The sequence below is a fragment of the Mesorhizobium sp. B2-6-2 genome (assembly GCF_006440615.1).
GTDB lineage: Bacteria > Pseudomonadota > Alphaproteobacteria > Rhizobiales > Rhizobiaceae > Mesorhizobium.
This window is the reverse complement of record NZ_VFUG01000013.1, coordinates 71,534-88,427: the sequence shown is the minus strand read 5'-3', so window position 1 is coordinate 88,427 and position 16,894 is coordinate 71,534. Positions and strand designations below refer to the sequence as shown.

Genomic DNA, 16,894 nt, shown 5'->3' with positions numbered 1-16,894 from the left:
TCAACGTCTTTGCACCAATGCCCAGGAATGGTCGCCGCGACAAACAACGTCTGCGAACGGTCGCTGAGAGCCGCCGTCGTTCAACGAGAGATCACCAACGGCTATCCTGAGGAGGCGGCCCCATGAATCGCTGCACATCATCATTTGCTATTCTTGCTTTCGGCACGTTCTGCACAAATGGCGGCGCATTCGACCATCTATTCAGTGCCCGACAGGAGCGTCGTGTTTCTTGGTGGCGTTGGCTACACCTGGCCGAAGGGCAACGAGTTTGTCTATGACGAAGGGGGCAATCGTGTCAGCAAATTGATCTGGGAAACCGGCGCGCCGGTGCTGACTAGGGCTAAAGGCCGAGGTCTGGAACAACTGGATCATTTCAGCAAGCCGTCTTCGGTTCTCCGGCAACAGCCATATGGAAGACTATGATTAGCTCAAGGAAGCGCCGAGCTCTGCCGAACGGGTTGGCTTGGGGCGGGGCCGTGGCATGCTTGTCTCACGCCAGTGGATTGGGATGTGGTGTGCCCCGCCAAAGCTGCCTTCCTCTGGCGAGCCGGCCCACCGCGGGTTTGGTTACCGCCCCTGTTTGACATTCCCGTTGCCCAGCAGCGTACAATGCTTCCTACGCCCAACCTGGTCGCTGCAGCAAACCAGGGTCATCGAGGGATTCGAATAATCGCCTCAAAACCATCCCCGCGACCCGTGGCAGGCGAGGCAAGTTCAAGGCTGCCACCGACCTTCTTGATAACATAATTAGCGACGGGTAGACCCTGGCCTGGGACAGTTGCCCGAGTCGCCAGACGCACAAAACGCTCTGTTATCTCGTCAAGGTCTGGGAGGGGCACCACCGGTCCTGCGTTTACAATGGCGATGGTTCCATCAGCTCTGACGGAAACTGTCGTCGGGATATCGGGCAGTCCATGTGTGAGTGCGTTGTCGATGAGGCATCGAAGCACGACGGGAATTCTAACGGCGTGGTCTGCTTTGCACTCCCAGGCGGGGCAGCCGTCGACGTCAAGGATTAGCCGTCCGGCAAACCACGGCTTTTTCAAGAAGTCATCAACGACTGACCGAACCTTTTGGACAAGATCGACAGGGTCTCCGAGGCCGTTCCGTGATTCTTCCACGAAACTGTACCCCAAGCCACGCAGTGTCGCTATTCGGTCCCTGCCGATCTTCTTGCGGAGCCGGCTAACATAAACCTCCACGGTATTGCTCTCACTTTCCGAACCTAAGGAAAGGAGTTCTTCCTCGATCTTCCTCTTCAAAACTACCGCTCCGGGTCGGGATAGAACGCAGTCGAGAATCGCCCATTCGCGTGCAGTCAGGTTGACCGGCTGCCCGTCGAGGGCGACGCGCCGCTCAGCCGCGTTTATGGACAGCGCCCCGACAGAATATGGCTTCGGGAAGTTCCCGTGACTACGCGCCACGGCATGAATGCGCGCGGAAAGTTCGCGGGGATCGAACGGCTTGACCAAGTAGTCGGCGGCACCAGCATTGAGCCCCTCGATGCGGTCCTCGACCGTATGGCGAGCTGTCACGATGATGACGGGTGTCGAATCACGCCCCTTCCTCATCTCCCGCAAGTAGTCCAGGCCGTTACCGTCTGGCAGGTTAATATCGAGCAGAACAAGCCCGTAGGGAATCCCACTTGCGTGATACCGCGCTTCGGACAGGTCCTTGGCCCATTCAACCGCGTGGCCATCAGCTATCATATGTTCTCGTACAGCGCTGCCAAAGTCCTCGCTGTCTTCAATGAGCAAAATTCGCATGCCGAGCTCCAATAATTGGGCAGGGTTCGTGCCCTATTGACGGAACCTGACAATAGGCTGAACGCCGTAGCGCAAATGTTCCGGCGGCTTTCAGGCTGCCGTCAGGTGCGCGTGCCAGAAGGGCGGTGATTATAACAACCGATTAGAGGCAAGTTATGAACGTCATCTTGATCACGGCACTTTCTCTTTATGCGACCATCGTCGGTGCTGCACCGGCCGCCGGGAACTTAGAGGTTGGGATCGCCGAATGGCAACCGCGCCAAGCCGTACTGACCAAGCCTGAAGCGGAGCAAAGGCACCTCCGTTTGATTAGAGGGAAGACGGCGGGTCAGATGGCGTCGAGTCGATGGGCAACCGTCGAAACGCACTTCGACCGCGTAGCTTCGCGCGTGTGGGTGGTGCCGGCGCAGGGGGCTAAGGATAAAGCGATGCGTCACCTACAATGTCTGGAAGCCCTGTCTTAGGATTGTTCCACTGTAGCCTCGAGATTGGCCTAGTGGTGTTATTCTTCGTGGATGAAATATGATCAGCACGAGCGAACTGCCAATGCCCGCTGCGGCCCTCATCATCGAAATCCCGCCTTATTCATGCGCCCGCGATGCCAAGGATGCACTGTCATATCCTGAGTGCAGGATCTTCAAGTCCTGAGTGCATGACCAAGCGTAAATCGCGCTACCTGGCCACAATCCGTCGGGAGCATGGAAGAGGATCTTGCTAACCTAGACAGCACTCGTGGCCATCACCGGCTGGCAGCATCCGAAGGGGGCGAGGGGGCCCGTGTCTGCTTGCAAATCCGTCGGCTCAGATCGCGCTTTTTTATCGGCGGCGGGCTCGGAAGGGTCAGTACAACGAGAACTTCGTTCGAGCCATCACCATTCAATGTCTGAATGCGCCGCCCACGCGTGCGTCGCTTGACAGGAAACCGTCGTCAGAATGCGGCCAAAGCAAACGTCCAAAATTCGCAATTGCATTGGAAGGAGCGTTGTTCCGGCCTGCCTTCTCTTGGGTCCCATCGCGTTGGCCCTAGGACTGCTGCTGCTGCTAACTGCCTAGGAAAGGGACAATGAATGCTCGCCCGCTGCTTCAGGATTTTCGTCGCCGAGTGTTCGCGTTCCCAATCATGCTTCCGCGTCGCTCGCCACTTCGCAGCGGAAAAAGCTCTTGCCGGAGCCAATCTCCGTTCGGGCAGGTGGCAGTGTGCGCCGCCACCGCTGAATGAACCGACAGGGCAGGGCGGCGAAGATTACCCGGCTCCTTCCTGCGACGCGGCGGCTTCCTGCCGTCTCTTAAGTTGGATGTGCACGTATTCGCGCTTCATTGACCATAAGCCGGATCGGGCTGGCGTAGGTATTTCAGCGGCCTTCTAGGTGCCCCGCCGCCACGTGCGGACGACGCCCGCATCAACCGGCGGGCAGATGCGCCGAGGGCAACAAGCGCGCCTGACGTAATGCCGCCAGATCGGCCGAGCCGGTGCAGAAACAGGCGACGGCCAACTGGCGGATGACGATCTCGAAATGCGCGACAACCGCCTCGGTGGACACCGTCGCCGCGCGCAGCACGCCGGCCGCCTGCCCAGCGATGTCCGCGCCCAGGCGAATGGCCTTGGCCACGTCGACGCCGTCGCGGATTCCGCCCGACGCGATCAGCTTCACCGCCGGCAGCGCCCGACGTACCGCCTGCACGCTGGCCGGGGTCGGAATCCCCCAATCGGCGAAGGCCAGCGCCACTGCACGGTCGGCGGCATCGCGGGCGCGCTCGCCCTCCACCGCGGCCCAACAGGTGCCGCCGGCGCCGGCGACATCGATCACCGCCACGCCCGCCTCGACGAGCACACAGGCCACCGAGGCGGACAGGCCCGACCCCACTTCCTTGGCCACGATCGGCACGCCCACGCAACGCGCGGCGCGAGCGATCTGCGCCAGGACGCCGCGCCAGTCGCTGTCGCCCTCCGGCTGTACCGCTTCCTGCAGCGGATTGAGATGGACGATGAGTCCATCGGCCTCCAGCGCAGCGCCAGTTCGCGATAGAACGTCACGATCAGCATTTCGTCCTGCGGATCGCGGCCGGTGCGGGCGCTGGTCTCACGCAGGCTCGGGTGGATGCGCTGCAGGATGTACTGGCCGCCCCTGACCGCTTCCATCGCATGCTCGTCGGCGAACCCGGTCAGGGAACGCCCCCACTCCAGCACCTGCTGCAACGCCCGTTCGGTCTGGATCATGGCGACGCTCCTGCTCCCCCGGCCAGGACGCGCCGCCCCCAATGAAGCGCCAGCCACAACCCGGCGAGTTCGGCCACGCGCACGACCCGGATGGGGCAATACAGTTCCTTGCCGATCCACAGCGGCGTCTGCGGTAAGGCATGCGCCGCATGGCGGGCGAGCATCCACTCCAGCGCACGCCCCACCGCCTGCGCGATGCGCCGGCGCTCTGTCGGCTCTTCGCTCCCGTCCATCACGTGCAACGCGAACAGCGCATAGGCGGTTTCCTCGAATGTGGACGCGCGACCGGCGCCCCAGCCGCCGTCGTCACGCTGCGCCTGCAGCAGCGCCGCTAGCGCGCGCTCGTCGCGCCACTGGGGCTTGCCTTGCGCCAGCGCAGCGACCGCATGCGCGGTGGGATACAGCCACGAAACGTGCCATTTTTCGTTGTCCCATAGACCGTGTGGGTTGCGATTGGCCTCGACGTAGGCGCCGGTGCCGGCGTCGGGCTTTCCCAATAGTCGCAATGCATGCAGGGCATGTATGTTGGTCGACACTGAGGCATTGCGCTCGCCGGGAAAGGTGACGAACAGCTCGCCGATTTCGAAATGGCGCAACGCATCGACCGCCGGGTCGCGGCCTGCAAGGCGCAGGACGCACAACGCAACGGCGGTGTCGTCCGCATCGGCCGCGAAGTGCAAGGCCGGGCCCAGACCGCGCACGCCCAGGCGGGCGTCGAGCTGCGCGACGATCACGCGCATCGCCTCGGCGAGCGCGGGATGCGCGAACAGCCCGGCCAGATGCAGGGTGTACAGCGACCAGCATGGCTCAAACACATTGATCGGCCAGACGCTGGGAACGACACCTTCGATGCAGCTGCGCGTCGCCCGCGATGCCGCCTGCAGATACGCGTCGGCGCACCCGACCTGCGGCCTGCTCCCTTGTGTCACGGCGTGCGCACGCCACGCGGCGGTGGCCGCCGGACTGATGCCGATGCTGCCGTCTTCATCCGGGCATGCGGTGGTCGGCGACGTCCCCCAGGCTTCCCAGGAGTGCAGCAATGGATGGCCGCTCGGCAACGTCGCCACCGCCCCCAGCTTGACCAGGCAGGCTTGCCGCAACGGCAACAGCGCCGGGTGGCGCGGAAACGCCATGCTGCCCAGCAAGGATGCGGCCTCGCCGCACAACTGCGGCAGGATCAGCTCCGCGCCGATCGGCGCGTCTTCCGGCACCGCATGCGCGTAGGGATCGGGTTGGCGTTCGAGGAACCGGGTTGCAGCCTGGACTGCGTCGGCAGCGCCGGGAAGAGGGTCAGCGCGCTGCAATGCCAGCAACGCCGCCCACGTGGGCGCATGGCGAAACAGCGGGAAGTCCGCGCTTCCCCATCCGCCATCGGCCTGTTGCTGCGCGATCAGCCAGGCGTATGCGTCCTGCCGACCGGTGACGTTGCCGTGGAACTGCAGCGCTCGCGCCGTGTCGTAGACGGACGGACCGACGCTGCCGCCGTCGCTCATCTCGCTCAGCAAGTGGCGCAATTCGGAAAGGATCTGTTCGGACAGCGCGTTCACGCGGGATGTTCCTTCTGCAGAAGGTTGACGAGAACCAAGATCGGGCAGACGCCGCGCACGTCGCCGCAGGCCCGTCGCGGCCAGGCGCGTGGGCAGCGCCGGACGGCCGCCCTGCTCCGGCGCGGCGACGCGCGGCTGGCGTCGGTTCGCCCAATAGGCTAGCGCCGCGCGCCGCGTGACACGGCCGTGCTGGGCAACCGCTGCGATCGGCGCCGCGGACTCGGACAGAGTGCAGCATCCACCGCTGTCGCCGGCCGATCGCGCGGCACAGGGGCGACTCCATGCGGACGGGGCGCCTCATGCGCATGGCGCGTGCTTTAACAGATACGCGGTGGCCCGCTGCAGCATCTGCGCCAACGGTTCCGCACGCGGCCCCAGCGGGGCGATGGCCTCCCCGGCGTCGCGCAACAGATCCAGCGCAAACTGGCGCGCTGCTTGCAGCCCCATGATCGACGCGCAGGTCGGCTTCTGCGCCGCAGCGTCCTTGCCGGGTGTCTTGCCCAGCGTCGCGGCATCCGCTGTCGCGTCGAGAATGTCGTCAACCACCTGCAGCGCCAGGCCGAAACAGGCGCTGTAGCGATCGAGCGCACTGTACAGCGCGGCGTGCGCGGCATCCTCCGTGATGGCGCATAGCGCGCCCATGCGAACGGACGCGCGCACCAGCGCTCCGCTCTTCATCCGGTGCATCGCCACGATCCTGTCCAGCTCGACATGCTTTCCGACCAGCGACAGATCCTTGGCCTGCCCGCCTGCGGCACCCTCGGCGGACACCGCCTGTGCCAGTTCGTGCACGAGCGCGATACGGTTGTCGCCCGGCGCATCCAGGCTCGCCAGGGTGAGGAAGGCGTGCGCCTGCAGCGCATCGCCGACCAGGATCGCAGTGGCTTCGCCGAACTTGACGTGCACAGTCGGAAGGCCGCGGCGAAGCACGTCGTTGTCCATCGCGGGCAGGTCGTCGTGGACCAGGGTACAGGCGTGGATCATCTCGATGGCGGCGCCGACGTCCTCGAGCACGTGCGCCGGCGTATCGGCCAGTGCGCCGGCAGCCAGACAGAGCAAGGCGCGCGTGCGCTTCCCGCCATGCAAGGTGGCGTAGCGCATCGCCGCCATCAGCTCGGTCTCGCCATCGTCTTCGGCGCACAGAAGACGCGCCAGCGCCTGTTCGACCCCCTTTGCGCCGTCCTGCATCCAGATCTCCGGCAGCAGCCTGCCGGATGCGCCGCGCGCCTGCGCGCCCAATCCCCCGATCGCGGAAACGCCAGTTCGGTCGTCATGTGGCTTGGAACCGGCTTGCATGTTGTTCATGTCCTTGTGCCTGACAGGAGACGGCCTCGGAGAGCGGCGACCGCCGCGCTGTTGCCGGCGTCGCACCGAGCGCGCGCGCCGAGTGCAGCAATGCTGCGCGTCGCTCGCCGCTGCCTCGCCACACGGGGCATGCGATGCCAGCTCATGAGAATCCGATGCGGATTTTCATGGACGGATTTGCGGTCGGGTAATAGCGCCGGCCTTTTTCGACGTCGCTCAGCAACCGCGGCCGCACCCCGGCCTTGTGCATGGTCAGGGCCAAGGCGATGCAGAACTGCACTAGTTCCAGCCATACCAGGTGGTAGCCGATGCAGACGTGTGGGCCGGTACCGAACTGCAGCATGTCCACCGGCCGGATCGGGTCCGTGCGTTGCAGCCATCGCGCCAGGCGGAACTGATCAGGCGCCTCGTGCAGCAGCGCCGAGGTCGAGAAATGCAGCAGCGGGATGCACAGATGGGTACCCGCGGGAATGCGCCATTGGCCGAGTTGCAATTCCTGCAGCGCTTGACGCGGCAGGAGCGTGACCGCCGGATGCAGGCGCAGCGTCTCGCGGAACAGCGCCTCGGCGACCGGACACTGCGCTAGGTCCGCGTGCCGGGTCGGCACCGCGCCCACGCGTTGCGCCTCTTCGACCAGGGCGTCCCACAGCACAGGCTGCCGCGCCAGCTCGATCACCATCCAGGCCATCGTCGAGGCGGTGGTCTCGTGACCGCCAAGCAGCAGCAAGCGGATATTGGCGACCAGGACGTCATCGGAGAGCGCATCGTCGCTGCGATCGAAGGCGCTCACCATGTCCTTGATCAACCCGGTGCGCGCGGCATGCGCGCGCGCGTCGCGGATGAACTGGCGCAACTGCGCGTCGATCCAGTCGCGGGCGGCGCGGCCGCGCCGCAAGGGCAGTCCGGGCAGGTCGATCGGGGGCGCGACGATCAACTGCACCAGGTGCCGGTACTTGCGATGCCATCCCGGCAGGTCCTGCGCGGGGACTCCCATGAGGCGGAAGATGAGCTTTAGCATCAGGTCGCCGGTTTCACGCAGGATGGCTACGTCGCCGCGGTCGCGCCACGCCTGCACACGCGCCCGGATGACGGGCTCGAACAGGTCGCCGATGCCGGCCTGGGTCAGCCCCTTGGGCAGGAACGCCGGCTTGATCGCATCGCGCGCCTGCCGGTGCGCGCCGCCGTCCTGGGCGACCATCGTTCCACCAAGCAATTCGGGCGCGATCCCTTCGATCAGCGCCGAGGACACGTCCTTGTGCCGAAGCAGTGCGAACGCGTCCGGATCCATGCAGGTCATCAGGTGTCCGGCAGGGCCGAAATCCAGCCAGAAGTAGCTGCCCAGCGTCCGTTCCGCGCGCCGCAGCAGGCGCGGCAGGTCGCAGATGATGGCGGGAAGATGCCCGACCAGGGGGAAAGCGCCGGGCACGACCGGGATGTCGTGCCGCAGCCGGTGGCGACGGTTCAGCGGGTTGAGCAGCATGTTCATCAGCTCCATCAGCAGCGCGGCGCCGCGGCCGCTTCGACGGTGTCGCCGGCAGGCCGCGCGGCGCGGCTGTTGCCACCGTCGGCGTACGTCCGCACATGCGCCAGCATGGCGTGCGAGGCCGACAGCATGTTCATCGCCGCCTTCGACGCGGGGTAGGACGTCTGGGCGGTGTCACCGCTGAGCCCTGGCACGACGACATGTTGACGATCGCGCCACCGCCGCGGGCGATCAGCCGTCGGATGGCCTGCCGGCAGCAGAGCAGCGTGCCGCGCAGATTGGTCGCCATGGTCTGATCCAGACCGCCAGATCCAGGTCGAGCATCGCGCGCTCGCGCGGGGTCAGATGCATAGCTCGCGTTGTTCACGCAGCCGACCTCACCGAAATGCCGCTCCGCCGTCTGGAACAGCGCTGCCACCGCCTGCGCATCGGCGATGTCCATGGCCAGGGCCAGCGCGTGGCCCGCTTCGGCCGTGATCTGCGCGGTGCAGGCGATGGTCGCCGAGCCATCAATGTCGGCCACCACCACTCTGCCGCCCTCGGCGCGATGGCGAGGGCGCATGCCTTGCCGATGCCGGCGCTGGCGCCGGTCACCACGGCCACCTTGCCTTCAAACCGTCCCATCGTGTCCTTCTGGATTGTTGGTCTTTCGCGGCATGCCGCTCGGGTTCCGCCGAGAAGGCGCAGCGTCGGCGCTGGCGCGCTCGTCATCGCCAGCGTCGCTTTCGATGACCCGAATGGCGGCGACCGGGCACTGGCTGGCCGCGAGCCGCACGGCGACGTGCAACGCCTGCGGGACCGTCGCCACGCACACTTCAGCCACGCCGTCCGGTTCGCGCTGGCGAAAGGTGCCCGGCAGCGTAAGCACGCACTGCCCGGTGGTTCCGCACAGATCCTGGTCGACCACGACGCGCATCTCAGCCCCCTGCCTGCGCATTCAGCCGCACCGGCAGCGCGAGGAACGTCCTAAGGAACGCGGAGGGCTCCCGGGTCGGCTGCTCGGCCAATGCCAGCGTGGGGAAGCGCGCCTGGATCCGCGGCAGGCTCTCGGCCAACTGCATCCGGGCCAGTTGCGCACCGGGGCAGAAGTGGATGCCGTGGCCGAAGCTGAGCATGATCTTCCCGTCGGTCGACATGCCCGGATTGGTGCCGTAGAACCGCACGGCATCGAAGCGGTCGGGATCGGCGAAGGCGTCCGGGTCGCGATTGCCGGCCGCGATCAGCACGCGAACGTCCGCGTTCTTCGGGATCACCACGCCGCCCAGTTCGATGTCGCGCTGGGCGATACGCGGAGTGGCGCTGAACAGGACGGGCGCGTCGCGGCGCAGGACTTCTTCGACGAATGCCTTCACCTCCACGGCGTCTCCCTGCAGCCAATGCCGCTGTTCGGGATAAGCCAGCATCGCCAGGACCGCGTGGTCGATGGCCGCAGCAGTGGTGGTGAAGCCGCCCAGCAGCATGCCCCACAGCATGCTGATCAACTCTGCATCCGATAGCGTGTCGGCATCGTCGTCGTGTGCGCCGACCAGCATCGACACGATGTCATGGCGGGGATCGGTGCGCTTGCGCTGTATGAGGTCGCCGAAGTAGGCCTGCACCCTGGCGCTGCCTGCGTCCGCCGCGGCGAGCTGGGGATCGCTGGCGTGCGGGCTCAGGCCTTCCACAATGGCGCCGATGCCGGCGGCGAGCCCGAACATGTCGTCCTGGGGCAGGCCGAACAGTTCGGCGAAGACCAGCATGGGCAAGGCCAGCGCGAATTCCCGATGCAGATCCACCGCCTCCCCGCGCTCCAGCGCGGGCGCCATGCCGTCCAGGCGCGCTGCGACGATGCGCGCGATGCTCGGCCGCAGGTTGTCGATCTGGCGCATGGTGAAATCGCGAGAGATCAGCCGGCGCAGACGCGTATGCGTCGGTGGGTCCTTCATCGCTATCGTGGACGCCATTAGATTGAGGGACAGGCTGGTCGCCGCACGCGGGAAATAGCGCGCCAGTTCGCCAGGCGCCGGTCCCCGAAATGCATCGCCCGTGGCCGTGAGCGCCCAGTAAATGTCGGCGTGGCGGCTCAACAGAAAGAGGCCCGAGGCCGCGCGATGCACCGGATCGTGCTCGCGCTACCACCGCATAAACGGATACGGGTCGTGGATGCACGCTGGCGACGCCAGTTCGGCGAAGGCGTCCCGGCATGCTGTCTTGGTTTCTTGCACGTCCATCTTAGTTACCTCTTGGCTGGCTGATCTGACCGGCGCGCGCCAGGGTGGTAGGCAGTATAGTCATAGGAGGTGAAGGCGTCGTGCGAGCCACCGATCTCGGCCACCGCGCGGTCAAACTCGCCGGCGACGTGATTGGCCGTCGCCTTGATGTCATCGGTAGCCGCCAGAACCGGAGCGGTGCTCACGAAGGCCAGCGCGGTCGCAAAAAGAGCCAGACTGAAGGTTTGCTGACGGCGTCTCTTGGTGACCGGCCGATGGGCAAGTTTTGAGGCAAAGTGAGTTGTCCCTTATGTTGAGGGTGCTGCGTGCTCGTCCCTTTAGTGGGAGATAGTGGAGCGGTGGGTAGCCCCGAGCCAGATGAGGCATCAACATGTTTCGAGGCCTGACACGAGCGTCATCTTTGAGCTAATCTGGGAAACGTGAGACGGTATTTTTTTGGGGATCATTGGATGACTCTCCTCGGCTCGTGACGTGTTTGCGATGACTGCGCACGAACCGTGCCAAATGAGAAAACCCCGTTTCGGCGATGTGATTGTCGGACTCAGCTATGTGACGTATCCGACATTGTCGGACATCTTACACCGCCCGAAATGGGAAGCCCTCGCCGCTTAAAAAGGTGGCTAGGTGAGCTACCCTTCGGAGATGTCCAATATCGTGGCGTTAGCGCGCGCCTGTAGTTGCTGGTCGTCCGCGTACTCCTGCCCACATCGGCCGATCGCTGGTCCCCTAACACGACTCCAAACAGCGATAGACGCGGTCTGGAATTTACCGGAGCGTTGCAGGACTTGTTTTGCCATTCGGAACGCCAGCGCGGGGAGACGCTTCCGCGAGAGGCGGTCATGATGGAGCTTGCGAGCCGATTTGCGATTTGACCGGGGCTTTTGCTATTTTCGCTTTTGCTGCCCCTAAAATCTCAGATATGAAGCGGACCTGGCCTATGGCCTGCCTACATTGAATGGTTACAAAGGAATACGACTATGGCGACTGGAACGGTGAAGTGGTTCAACAGCACCAAGGGATTCGGTTTTATCCAGCCTGACAACGGAGGTCAGGACGTTTTCGTTCACATTTCCGCTGTCGAACGAGCGGGCCTTTCGACCCTTAATGAGGGCCAGAAGATCAACTACGAGGTCGAACAGGACCGCCGTACCGGCAAGTCCTCCGCAGGCAGTCTCAGCAAAGCTGGCTGATCTTTTTCTGCCTCTGCCCGGCAAGAGCCGGGCAGAAGTGCCACTGACCGCGCCATAGGAGCGGGCAAGAAACGGATCTCCCGCTGACCGGGCGGCGGTTTGCGGGAAGCTGCCAAGTTCTACTGAAATAAGATGTTTGCAAGTGAGGAGGGGCGGGTCCCAGCCCTCTTATTTTTTCTGCTGTAGATTCTCACGTAGCAGATGCCGACGGCGACCGCGCGCATCAGAACGAATCTGGACAACGAGACCAAGCTGCGAGCTTCTTGTGGGTCCGCTCGCTTCCACCGATCAATGCTATATTTTCGGTCATGAACCCGTGCGTGTGATTTTCATGAATGAGGGCTCTGACGCATTATCGATCGAGCGTGCCGAGGAAATGAACCAGCAATTCAGCCAGCCTCCAGCGGTCGACACCTCCGCGATCAAGCGGGTAGGGTACATTGGCCCTGAGGGGACCTGGACACATCAAGCCTCGCTAGACCTCTTTGGCGACCAAGTTGAACTCGTTCCGTTCAACGACGGATTGTTCGAAGCATATGAGAATGGCTGCGTCGACGTTGCATGCGTTCCAGCTACGACCTCTCTGGTCGGAACCACTCTCTACCTCGACCAAGTCCTGCGCTTGAGGTCTCCCAGGGTCATCGCCGAGTACCCGAAGGTCTTGAGCTATAGCCTGATGGCCAGCAAGGATGCGAGTTTCTCGATGAGTCACTAAGGTGCTTGGCCACGCCGTAGCCTTGCAGGAGGTGGCCGGGTCGCTCGACGAGAACATGCCCAATGTCGAGCGAGAGAGCCGTAAGGGAGCGACATCTTTAGTCGCTAAGCCTCGCCCTCGACAGCGGCATTTGGTCCTGCGCTTGGTGCCAAGCTGTACAATCTGCAGATATTGCGAACAGGAATTGAAGAAGGGCTGCATAACGTTAAGCGGTGGTGGGTGCTCGGGGGCAGGACCCCTGCGCCGACAGGATTTGACCGGACGACACTTCACCTCCGCGTTTCAGAGCAATCTCAGTTGTGTCCTGAACATGTTCTCGAAGGATAATTTAGCCGTTCTCAATGTCTATGAGCGTCCGACATGCGAGCGGCTGGACACCCATAAATATGTCATCGATGTCGCTGGCCATGTTTTGACGCACCCGGCGCTGGCTGCGTTGGCGGATATTGATGGCTTTAGAATTCTCGGGTCCTCCCACGTTGCTATTAGCTAAGGCTAGGGTAGTTTCTGCCCATAACTCCAAAACTGTTGATCCTCATCACTGATGAGAAGACACGACCGTGCCGCGCGTCCACGAGATCATCGCGCCGACGATCTTGTCGTTTTCGCTCAGTTTTCTTGCCTGCGAAAGTAGTATTCATAAGCACAAGACGTCGACCGGCCGGGCATCTCGCAAAACAAGTCACCATCGATGACTGTGTCGCGTTATCGGCGACACGCTCGTCCATTCGGGACCGTCAAACACTTCAATCCGCGCAGGGGGCGCCGTGACCGGGGCCTGCGGCGGTTTTAGGAGCTTGCCGTTCGGCACGAGCTTATCGCTTTGGCACCTCACGCTGATTGGCTGTGCTGTGGAACAACCCGGTCGAGAAAAGCATCGAATGCGGCAGCAACAGCGCGAACTACGAAACGATGCTCCTGCCGCACCCGGATGAAACCGTTTTCAATGTCCACTATCCCATCCTCAGCCAGCTTCGCCAAGCGTTCAGCAGCCGAATCGAGAAGGCGAGTTGGATCGAATCCAAAGGCCGCACAAATTGCCGGCACATCGGCCCGCAAATCGCACATCAGCCGCTCTATGATCACGGCTCGCACGCGGTCGTCGTCTGTGAGCCGGTAGCCTTTTGACGTCGCCAAACGGCCAGCTGCTATGTGCCGGCTGTAGGACTCACGTGTTACCTCGTTCTGGACGTAACCCTCGCCGACCCGCCCGATAGCCGACGCGCCGAAACCGATCAGGGTTTTGCAGGTGTCGGCCGAGTAACCCAGCGAGTTACGCCGTAGCCGACCACTGGTCTGCGCCAGCGTAAGTTCGTCGTCCGGCAAGGCGAAATGGTCGAGGCCGATCTCTTGGTAGCCGGCGGCGACCAGCGTCTCGGCCACGGCCGCAGCCTGTTCGGCGCGGGCGACGCTGTCCGGCAGCGCAGTCGTCTCGATCAGGCGCTGATTCTTTATCACCGATGGAATGTGCGCGTAGCCGAACACCGCAAGCCGGTTGGGGCGCATGGCGACAGTTGCCGCCGCAGTCTGGACGCAGGACTCTACTGTCTGATTCGGAAGACCGAAAATGAGATCGACGTTGATGCCGCTTACCCCATGCCGGCGCAGCTCTTCGACGGCAGCGGCCGTCTGCGCCTCGCTCTGGACGCGGTTTATCGCTTTTTGAACAATCGGATCAAAGCTCTGCACTCCGAGACTCGCGCGGCTCACATTGGCTGCTCCCATTGCTTCGGCAATCTCGGCCGTGAAGGTGCGCGGGTCAATTTCGACGGCGATTGTCGCGGACTCCCTGAACGCGAAGCGGCGGCGCAGGAGTTGGATCATGGCCAAGAACTCCGCTGCTCCGATCAGGGTCGGGGTTCCACCGCCGAAATGCACGTCGTTCACGACGAGCCCCTGCTGCACTTGCTGCCAGACCAAACGGATCTCGTCACGCAGAACGGCCAGATAATCGAGGATCGGACCCTGATTGCGGGCAATCGTGGTTGGGAAGCCGCAATACCAGCAAATCGATCGGCAGAACGGAATGTGGAGATAGAGAGACACCGGATCGTCAGCCGGCAGACCTCTTAGCCATTCCTGATAGCTTTCGGGCCTGACGGTGGCGGTGAACTCCGGCACAGTCGGATAGATGGTGTACCAAGGCAGGAGAGCCTCGCGATATTCTTTCAGGATAGAGGTCTGCAACAGTTTCCGTCCCAAGCTGAAAAGTTGGTCCTTTTACCGCCGCGGTCTCCTGTGTCCCTGCGCTATGTCAATTCCATTCCGCTTCGCGCGTGTAATCACGCCCTGCAAGGAAAAGGCGGGATTTGATCCCGCCTTTCTATGTTTCGCTCGCATCATGCCGATCGAGCTGCCAGCCCCTCAACGGGTCTGGATTGAGGAAGTCACGCTGGTACCTTCTTTCTAGACCGCTTCTCGGGCGCCGAGACTTCAGGCTCTTTCGGTTTGCGCCCAAGTCCCATTGTCTTGGCCAGGGCAGAGCGCGCAGCCGCATAGTTCGGCGCGACCATGGGATAGTCCGCCGGCAGACCCCATTTGGCGCGATATTCATCGGGTGTCAGCCCGTAATGGGTCGACAGATGGCGCTTTAGCGATTTGAATTTCTTGCCGTCCTCAAGGGAAATAATGTAGTCCGGCGTCACCGATTTTCTGATCGGGACGGCCGGCGTCAACGCCGTCGGCTCTTGTGCGGAGACGCGACCGGCCGCCGTGCGTTTCAAAGCTTCGTGCACTTGGCCGATCAGGGCAGGCAACTCCCCCACCGGGACGGGATTGTTGGAAACATAGGCTGAGACAACATCCGCGGTAAGGTCGATGAGGTTGTTGGCGTTTTCGAAGTCTTCTTCTGGCATGAAACTCTCCAGTGGATTGGTCTGCGGAGCGTGGCCTTCTAGTGATGATTTCCGACGAACGCAACAAATCTCGCGACAGGATTGTTCGGTGCTCGTCCAACATCGAGGTCTATAGCGCCAGTTACAAGCTGTCGCGACGCTGATCTCCTCGGAAATCGCCGTCCATAAGCGCCCGGTATCCGCCGTTCAGTCGCGATCTTGTCGGTTGAGTTGCGAGAGGACGACGCAGAAAAATTGTAAGCACCAAGAGCCGTGCACCTGGAAGACCTTGCGCGTACGAAACAGGTCGGCGTTGCGCCAGCGTGGGGCGACAGGCAACAGAACCGACCAAGCCCTCAGCGAACAAATAGCGATTGCGCGCCCGCCACTGTTGGTATCGGGGGCCGTCGGGGATAAATCGCAGTCACTATTTTCGCCGCTCGATCATCTTGGTCGACAGGCACCATTCCCTTGATCCACGGATCTAGCGCAGGGCGTTCGCAGGCCGCATGTGGAGAATGGTTTCCGTGCACATAGTCGGACTCTATCTATGAAAATTCTATTGCCTGGCGGTGGCTGTTGCGCTTGTGGCGGCCACAGCTTTGCTGAGCAGTCCCTTCCGCCAGACCTCAGGGAAACGGCACTGGCCATCTTCAAGCCCTTGCCATCCATACTGGCAGTCACCAACAACCCAAGCACACCGGAGAAGGTTGCCCTCGGCAAGGCGCTGTACTTCGATCCACGCCTCTCGTCCCCAGGCGTTTTCTCCTGCACTTCGTGCCACAACCTGGCCACCGGGGCGACGACAATCGTGAAACTTCGATTGGCCATGGTTGGCAGAAGGGGCAGCGCGACGCGCCGACGGTGTTTAACTCTGTCTTCAACAAATCACATTTTTGGGACGGTCGCGCCGAAGACCTGAAAGCTCAGGCCAAAGGGCCGATACAGGCCGGTGTCGAAATGGCCAACACACCGCATCGAGTGGTCGAGACGTTCAAATCGATGCCGCAATATGTGGAGTTGTTCCAATCTGCTTTCCCGGAGCAAGCCGATCCCATCACCCTCGAAAACGTGGCCATTGCACTCGCAGCCTACGAGGCGACACTGGTCGCGCCGGCCCCCTTCGACGCCTACCTCAATGGCGATGACACCCCCATTGATCCCGAAGCGAAACAGGGCTTGGCCCTTTTTATGGAAAAGGACTGCTCCTCCTGCCATTCCGGTGGGGAAGGCTATTATCCATTCGGCCTCGTAGAGTAGCCTGGCGCCGACATCCTGCCGGAGAACGACAAGGGACGATTTGCCGTCACCAATGTACCAGATGATCCTATGTTTTCCGCGTGCCATCGCTGCGCAACGTAGCAATCACCGCGGTATACTTTCATTCGGACAAGGTCTGGGACCTGAGCGAGGCGGTCGCCATCATGGGCACCACCCAGCTTGGCCAAGAGCTAGCGCAAATCGAAATCGATCGGATCGGTGCCTACCTTCATTCGGTGACCGGAAAGCGACCGGAGATCACAAATCCCGTCTTGCCAACTGAAACGCCCACAACACCTCGACCTCGATCCTAGGCATTGCGAAACAGGTGATCGCGTCGGAGCCAGTGAGCGTTCCTTGACCCAT

Annotated in this window: 13 protein-coding genes and 5 pseudogenes; 6 read left to right on the top strand and 12 right to left on the bottom strand. The window is 62.6% G+C overall.

Translation table 11 applies throughout. The features are described 5' to 3' along the window. Positions 1-177 precede the first annotated feature (177 nt). On the top strand, positions 178-423 hold the full coding sequence (locus FJ419_RS22505) for a hypothetical protein (protein WP_064994195.1): 246 nt from the start codon (positions 178-180) through the stop codon (positions 421-423). A gap of 227 nt (positions 424-650) precedes the next feature. On the opposite strand, the gene FJ419_RS31585 is transcribed toward FJ419_RS22505, so the two are convergent. Next, the gene (locus FJ419_RS31585) at positions 651-1,766 is read right to left on the bottom strand and encodes a response regulator (RefSeq protein ID WP_064994194.1); all 1,116 of its coding nucleotides are present in this window, start codon (positions 1,764-1,766) and stop codon (positions 651-653) included. Positions 1,767-1,921: 155 nt separating this feature from the next. Between FJ419_RS31585 and FJ419_RS22495 the strand changes: the two genes are divergently transcribed. Then, positions 1,922-2,230 (top strand): hypothetical protein, encoded by a 309-nt coding sequence (locus FJ419_RS22495; protein ID WP_064994193.1) that lies wholly within the window; start codon positions 1,922-1,924, stop codon positions 2,228-2,230. Positions 2,231-3,166: 936 nt separating this feature from the next. On the opposite strand, the pseudogene FJ419_RS22490 reads toward FJ419_RS22495, so the two are convergent. The 9 genes and pseudogenes from FJ419_RS22490 to FJ419_RS22460 all read right to left on the bottom strand — a co-directional run. Next, positions 3,167-3,775, bottom strand: a pseudogene (locus FJ419_RS22490) (alpha-hydroxy-acid oxidizing protein); the annotation flags it as partial. Continuing rightward, positions 3,775-3,984 (bottom strand): annotated as a pseudogene (locus FJ419_RS22485) (hypothetical protein); the annotation flags it as partial. The pseudogenes FJ419_RS22485 and FJ419_RS22490, both read right to left, overlap by 1 nt. Further along, positions 3,981-5,531 carry a hypothetical protein gene (locus FJ419_RS22480; protein WP_064994192.1) on the bottom strand — a complete coding sequence of 517 codons (1,551 nt, stop codon included), beginning with the start codon at positions 5,529-5,531 and terminating at the stop codon, positions 3,981-3,983. The pseudogene FJ419_RS22485 and the gene FJ419_RS22480, both read right to left, overlap by 4 nt. 297 nt (positions 5,532-5,828) lie before the next feature. Next, positions 5,829-6,827, bottom strand: a complete 999-nt coding sequence (locus FJ419_RS22475; RefSeq protein WP_064994191.1) for a polyprenyl synthetase family protein — start codon at positions 6,825-6,827, stop codon at positions 5,829-5,831. Between the two features lie 151 nt (positions 6,828-6,978). After that, the gene (locus FJ419_RS22470) at positions 6,979-8,322 is read right to left on the bottom strand and encodes a cytochrome P450 (RefSeq protein WP_064994225.1); all 1,344 of its coding nucleotides are present in this window, start codon (positions 8,320-8,322) and stop codon (positions 6,979-6,981) included. Between the two features lie 8 nt (positions 8,323-8,330). Continuing rightward, the gene (locus tag FJ419_RS31460) at positions 8,331-8,456 is read right to left on the bottom strand and encodes a hypothetical protein (RefSeq protein ID WP_263483495.1); all 126 of its coding nucleotides are present in this window, start codon (positions 8,454-8,456) and stop codon (positions 8,331-8,333) included. After that, entirely contained in the window at positions 8,453-8,842 is a 390-nt protein-coding gene (locus FJ419_RS30875; RefSeq protein WP_176479560.1) for an SDR family NAD(P)-dependent oxidoreductase, read from the bottom strand. Before FJ419_RS30875 ends, FJ419_RS31460 begins: the two co-directional genes overlap by 4 nt. 87 nt (positions 8,843-8,929) lie before the next feature. Further along, positions 8,930-9,235: pseudogene (locus tag FJ419_RS30870) on the bottom strand (ferredoxin). A gap of 1 nt (position 9,236) precedes the next feature. Further along, positions 9,237-10,529 (bottom strand): annotated as a pseudogene (locus tag FJ419_RS22460) (cytochrome P450). A gap of 80 nt (positions 10,530-10,609) precedes the next feature. On the opposite strand from FJ419_RS22460, the gene FJ419_RS30865 reads away from it, so the two are divergent. The 3 genes from FJ419_RS30865 (at position 10,610) to FJ419_RS22445 (ending at position 12,434) form a co-directional block, all read left to right on the top strand. Then, positions 10,610-10,798 carry a hypothetical protein gene (locus FJ419_RS30865; RefSeq protein WP_176479561.1) on the top strand — a complete coding sequence of 63 codons (189 nt, stop codon included), beginning with the start codon at positions 10,610-10,612 and terminating at the stop codon, positions 10,796-10,798. Between the two features lie 708 nt (positions 10,799-11,506). Then, entirely contained in the window at positions 11,507-11,719 is a 213-nt protein-coding gene (locus FJ419_RS22450; protein WP_008874821.1) for a cold-shock protein, read from the top strand. A 265-nt stretch (positions 11,720-11,984) separates the two neighbouring features. Further along, positions 11,985-12,434 (top strand): prephenate dehydratase domain-containing protein, encoded by a 450-nt coding sequence (locus FJ419_RS22445; protein ID WP_140698304.1) that lies wholly within the window; start codon positions 11,985-11,987, stop codon positions 12,432-12,434. Positions 12,435-13,265: 831 nt separating this feature from the next. On the opposite strand, the gene hemN is transcribed toward FJ419_RS22445, so the two are convergent. Then, positions 13,266-14,621, bottom strand: a complete 1,356-nt coding sequence (gene hemN / locus FJ419_RS22440) for an oxygen-independent coproporphyrinogen III oxidase (RefSeq protein ID WP_064994188.1) — start codon at positions 14,619-14,621, stop codon at positions 13,266-13,268. A gap of 200 nt (positions 14,622-14,821) precedes the next feature. Then, complete coding sequence (locus FJ419_RS22435; RefSeq protein ID WP_064994187.1) at positions 14,822-15,289, bottom strand: MucR family transcriptional regulator; 468 nt, start codon at positions 15,287-15,289, stop codon at positions 14,822-14,824. 551 nt (positions 15,290-15,840) lie between these two features. Here FJ419_RS22435 and FJ419_RS22430 point away from each other — a divergent pair. After that, positions 15,841-16,842, top strand: a pseudogene (locus tag FJ419_RS22430) (cytochrome-c peroxidase). Positions 16,843-16,894: the final 52 nt, after the last annotated feature.

Bases quoted from the DNA above. Each gene is read 5' to 3' on its own strand.
- FJ419_RS22505 (WP_064994195.1), top strand. From the start codon at position 178: ATGGCGGCGCATTCGACCATCTATTCAGTGCCCGACAGGAGCGTCGTG.
- FJ419_RS31585 (WP_064994194.1), bottom strand. From the start codon at position 1,766: ATGCGAATTTTGCTCATTGAAGACAGCGAGGACTTTGGCAGCGCTGTA.
- FJ419_RS22495 (WP_064994193.1), top strand. From the start codon at position 1,922: ATGAACGTCATCTTGATCACGGCACTTTCTCTTTATGCGACCATCGTC.
- FJ419_RS22475 (WP_064994191.1), bottom strand. From the start codon at position 6,827: ATGCAAGCCGGTTCCAAGCCACATGACGACCGAACTGGCGTTTCCGCG.
- FJ419_RS22470 (WP_064994225.1), bottom strand. From the start codon at position 8,322: ATGAACATGCTGCTCAACCCGCTGAACCGTCGCCACCGGCTGCGGCAC.
- FJ419_RS31460 (WP_263483495.1), bottom strand. From the start codon at position 8,456: ATGAACATGCTGTCGGCCTCGCACGCCATGCTGGCGCATGTGCGGACG.
- FJ419_RS22450 (WP_008874821.1), top strand. From the start codon at position 11,507: ATGGCGACTGGAACGGTGAAGTGGTTCAACAGCACCAAGGGATTCGGT.
- FJ419_RS22435 (WP_064994187.1), bottom strand. From the start codon at position 15,289: ATGCCAGAAGAAGACTTCGAAAACGCCAACAACCTCATCGACCTTACC.